At 62.8% G+C, this 4,605-nt stretch carries 4 protein-coding genes; all 4 read right to left on the bottom strand.

Annotated features, from left to right (window positions below; genetic code table 11):
- On the bottom strand, positions 1-586 hold a 586-nt coding region (locus tag Q0J60_RS10380), incomplete at its 3' end, for an ROK family protein (RefSeq protein WP_294441301.1).
- 3 nt (positions 587-589) lie between these two features.
- The gene (locus Q0J60_RS10375) at positions 590-1,510 is read right to left on the bottom strand and encodes a dihydrodipicolinate synthase family protein (protein WP_294441300.1); all 921 of its coding nucleotides are present in this window, start codon (positions 1,508-1,510) and stop codon (positions 590-592) included.
- A gap of 129 nt (positions 1,511-1,639) precedes the next feature.
- Complete coding sequence (locus Q0J60_RS10370; protein WP_294441299.1) at positions 1,640-2,488, bottom strand: ABC transporter ATP-binding protein; 849 nt, start codon at positions 2,486-2,488, stop codon at positions 1,640-1,642.
- Complete coding sequence (locus Q0J60_RS10365) at positions 2,488-4,512, bottom strand: dipeptide/oligopeptide/nickel ABC transporter permease/ATP-binding protein (RefSeq protein ID WP_294441298.1); 2,025 nt, start codon at positions 4,510-4,512, stop codon at positions 2,488-2,490. The genes Q0J60_RS10370 and Q0J60_RS10365 overlap by 1 nt, the downstream gene beginning before the upstream one ends.
- Positions 4,513-4,605: the final 93 nt, after the last annotated feature.

Below are 4,605 nucleotides of genomic sequence, written 5' to 3'. Positions count from 1 at the left end.
CGCCGCCGTCGAGGGGATTCATCGTAGCTCCCACCTCGCCGGCGAAGCCATGGGCGCCCAAGACGATGCGTCCGTGGCAGATGAAGCCGCCGCCCATACCGGTGCCGGGAGCCAGCACGATGCACGTGTCGGCGCCCTGCGCGGCGCCCCAGCGGGCCTCGCCCAGCGCGTGGGCCTGAACATCGCCCAGCACGGCAACCGGCAGACCGAATTCCTGGGAAAGACGCGCCTTCACGGGCTTGCCGGCCCAACCGGGCATAATGCTTTCCACGGCATAGGCGATAGACCCGTCTTCCCGGCGCACACGACCCGCCGTGCCCACGCCGATGCCCGCAACGGGCGCAGTCGCATGGGTCAAGCCCTCGCGCACGGCTTCGACGATCGTCTCCAGAACGGCGTCGCCCCCGCGCTGGGCCTTCGTGGGAACCTCGATCTTCCAGGGGATGCTCGGCGCTCCCCCTTCGCGCTTGTATACCACCGTCGCAACGGCGATCTTAGTGCCGCCCACATCGACGGAAACCACCGTGAGCGGGTAGCTCGCGGTGGTTTCCTGAGATTCAACGACGGCACGGACATCCGCGCCCATGATTTACATCATGCCTTCGCGCTTGAGGACCTCGACGATGGCCTCCACGTCCTCGCCCTCTAGGGCCTGGACGGGCTCCCTCATCTGGTTGGTGTTGAACACCCCCATCTGCCACAGCGCGGTCTTGAACGCGCCCACGCCCGCGCCGAAGCCCACGGTGGCCTTGACCACGCGGGTGACGAACATCAGGCGAGCCAGGTGATCCTGGAGCTCGCGGACCTTCTCCCAGTCGCCCGCCTGGTAGGCGCGCCACTGCTCAACGTAGCTCACAGGGGCGATGTTGGCCAGACCCGGCACGCTGCCGTCGGCGCCCGCCATATATGCGCCGTCGACGCACACCTCATGGCCGGTCAGGACCTGCAGGGGATGACCCGCCTGCTCGTTCTCGATGCACAGCCAGCGGAACAGCACGTCGTCGCCGGAGGAATCCTTGACGCCCTGAATCACGCCGTCGGTGCCCAGACGCACCAGCATCGTGGGGTCGAGCTTGGTGTGCACGCACACCGGAAGGTCGTAGGCGAACAGAGGCAGGTCGGTATGCTCGCGGATGGCGCGGAAGTGACGCTCCACTTCCTTCGGGCCGCCCAAAGCGTAGAACGGGGCGGTCGCCACCAGGGCGTCCACGCCGTAGCCCTTTGCCCGTTTGGCCTGGTCGACCACACGCATGGTTTCCATGTCGATGATGCCGGCAAGCACAGGCACACGGCCGTTCACCATGGCGACGGCCTCCTGCAGCACGTGGTAGCGCTGCGCGTCGGTCAGAAACGCCACTTCACCGGAAGAGCCGAGGAAGAACAGGCCGTCGACGCCCGCATCGATCATGCGGTTGATGGAGCGCTCCAGCGCCTCGAGGTCAAGCTTGCGGTTCTCATCCAGAGGGATGACCACGGGAGGGATAACGCCGCGGAATTGCGATTCAGACATGATGTCTCCCCTTAATCGTAAAGGTTTTGCAAACATTCAAACTATATTGAAGCATGGCCCATTGCGCAAGGAGCAAAGTCGAAAACACGCGCAACAAAAAGGACCCGCCGAAGCGGGTCCTTTCGTGCGTTATTTGCCGAGATCCGGATGGAGCAGCGATGGCGCGGCGCCGAGGAGGAGCTTGGTGTAGTCGTCCTTGGGGTTCTCGAACACCTCTTTCGCCGTTCCCTTCTCCACCGCCTGGCCCTTGTTCATGACCATGATGCGGTCGGAGATATAGCGCACGGTCTGGATGTCGTGGCTGATGAACACCATCGACAGACCCAGGTCGCGCTTGAGATCGGTCAGCAGGTTGAGGATCTGCGCGCGCACCGACACGTCAAGGGCGCTGGTGGGCTCGTCGGCGATGATGGCATCGGGGCGAAGCGACAGGGCGCGAGCGATTGCCACACGCTGACGCTGGCCGCCGGAAAGCTGTCCGGGCAGGGCCTCGAGCACCGAAGAAGGCAGGCCAACCAGCTCGATGAGCTTCTTGACGCGCTTCTCGCGCTCTTCCTTGGTGCCGATCTTATGCACAATCATGGGGTCCATGAGCTGGTCGTGGATGCTCATGCGCGCATTCAGCGCCGTTGCGGGATCCTGGAACACGACCGAAATCACGCGGCCAATGGTCTTGCGCTGCTTGGCCGTACGCTTGGTCACGTCCACGCCCTTGAAGTACACCTTGCCGGACGTGGGCTGCTGCAGACCGATCATCACGTTGGCGGTGGTGGACTTGCCGCAGCCGGACTCGCCTACGATGCCGATGGTCTCGCCGGGCATAAGCTCGAGCGAAAGACCGTTGATGGCATGCACCTTGTTGGGGTGCAGAATGGAACCCGTGCGCGTCTTGAAGATCACATGGATGTCCTCAAGCTTGATGATGGGGACCTTCGGATCGACCGTAGGGGCCGTGAACTCTTGCATGGAGTCAGTCATTACTGCACACCTCCTTCGGCGACAGGGGTGAGGCCCAGACGCTTCATCTCGTCATCAGGCAGCTCTGCATACCAATGGTTGGTGTCCTGCCACTTCTTGAGGATAGGACGCACGTCGGAATGCAGGTCGGGATGGCTCGAACGAGGCGCGAAGCGATCGCCCTTCGGGAAGTCCTTGGGGCTGGGCACCGAACCGGGAACCTGATGCAGGCGGCCGCTGCCGGCCTCGATGGAAAGCACCGAGCCCAGAAGGCCGCGCGTGTACTCGTGGATGGGATTGGTGAGCAGATCGTGCACCGAACCCTGCTCCACCACCTGGCCGGCGTACATAACCGTAATGGAGTTGGCCACCTCGGCAACCAGGGCAAGGTCGTGGCTCACGAACACCATCGCGAATCCCAGCTGCTCCTGCAGCTTGTTCAGCAGGTCGATGACCTGCTTCTGCACGGTCACGTCCAGAGCGGTGGTGGGCTCGTCGGCGATGATGACCTTGGGGTCGCGCGTCAGAGCCATAGCGATCAGCACGCGCTGACGCTGGCCGCCGGAGAGCTCGTGCGGATACGAGTCCAGCGTACGCTTGGGATCGAGGCCTACGAGCTCCAGCAGCTCCTCCGCGCTGCGGGTGCCGCCGCGCTTGGTGAGCTGCTTCATCTGCGAGCGAATCAACATGGAGGGGTTCAGCGACGAAAGGGCGTCCTGATACACCATGGCAATCTCGCGGCCGCGCAGGGCATTGAGCTCCTTCTGGCTCATCTTCAGCAGGTTCTGGCCGTTGTACAGAATTTCGCCGGAAATCTGCGCCTTGGGGTCAAGCAGGCCCATGATGGCAAGCGAAGTAATGGACTTGCCGCAGCCGGACTCGCCCACCAGGCCCATGGTCTGATGCGGGCGCACCTTGAAGCTGATGTTGTCCACGACGTTCACGTCGCCATGGCGCGGGAACTTGATGCAGAGGTTCTTGACCTCGAGGATGGGCTCATGAGAGATGTCAGACGTAAAGCGGTCGGTACGGGTGTTCTCGACCACCTTGAGCTGATCCAAGCGAGCCTTGAGGGACTCGGCCTGAGCGGCATAGGCCAGCTTGGGGTCGGACACCAGGCGGTCGGCCTCGCGGTCGGAATTGAGGTCGGAGTCGCTCGCCTTGACGGCAGCCTTGGGGGCGGCGGCCAATGCGTCGGTCATGCCTTCGGACAGGATGTTCAGGCACAGAACCGTGATCATGATGGCCAGGCCCGGGAACAGCGCCTGCCACCAGCGACCGGCGAGCACGCCATTACGGGCGTCGGCGAGGATGTTGCCCCACGTGGGAGTGGGCTCAGGAATGCCGGCGCTGATGAAGGCGAGCGAGGCCTCGAACACGATGGCGTCTGCCACCAGCACGATGGTGAACACCAGGACGGGCGCGATACAGTTGCGCACCACGTGCTTCATGAGAATCCACGGAGCACGTGCGCCGCTCACCACGACGGCGCGGACATAGTCCTGATTGTATTCGCTGACCACGTTGGCGCGCACGATACGGGCGATCTGCGGCACATACAGGATGCCGATTGCCAGAATCAGCGACGGGACCGAGTTGCCGAACACGATAACGAACGTGGCGGCCAGCGCGATGCCGGGGAACGACATGAGGACGTCCAGGATGCGCATGATGATTTCGGAGATCCACTTGCGCGTGACTGCCGCAAGAGCGCCGATAATCGAGCCGATGACCAGAGCGAACGCGGTGGCGCCCAAGCCGATGACCAGCGAGTAGCGAGCACCGTACATCATACGGGACAGAACGTCGCGGCCCTTATCGTCGGTGCCGAAGAGGAACTGGCCGTCGGGTGCCTGGCGGGCGGTGAAAATCGCGTAGGGATCGTTCGGGGCAATCCACTGTGCGGTGACTGCGATGAGGAAGATGAGAATCAGCACGATAAGCGAGATGCGCGAGCCGATGGTCATGGCCTTCCAGCGGCGGAAGCGCACCTTGCCCGGGTTCGCCTCCATCTTTTGAGTGAGGTTTTCTCTAAGCTTGACCATGCTACACCGTCCTGATTCGCGGATCGATCAGGATATAAAGCATATCCACGATGATGTTGATAATGATGAAGGTGATGGCCACCACCAGCACGA

It is taken from the genome of uncultured Slackia sp. (assembly GCF_944321625.1).
Classification (GTDB): Bacteria; Actinomycetota; Coriobacteriia; order Coriobacteriales; family Eggerthellaceae; genus Slackia.
The sequence above is the reverse complement of the archived record's forward strand: the minus strand, read 5'-3'. Positions and strand labels throughout refer to the sequence as shown.

Excerpts from the sequence above, each read along its gene's own strand:
- Q0J60_RS10375 (WP_294441300.1), bottom strand. The coding sequence starts at position 1,510 with ATGTCTGAATCGCAATTCCGCGGCGTTATCCCTCCCGTGGTCATCCCT.
- Q0J60_RS10365 (WP_294441298.1), bottom strand. The coding sequence starts at position 4,512 with ATGGTCAAGCTTAGAGAAAACCTCACTCAAAAGATGGAGGCGAACCCG.
- Q0J60_RS10370 (WP_294441299.1), bottom strand. The coding sequence starts at position 2,488 with ATGACTGACTCCATGCAAGAGTTCACGGCCCCTACGGTCGATCCGAAG.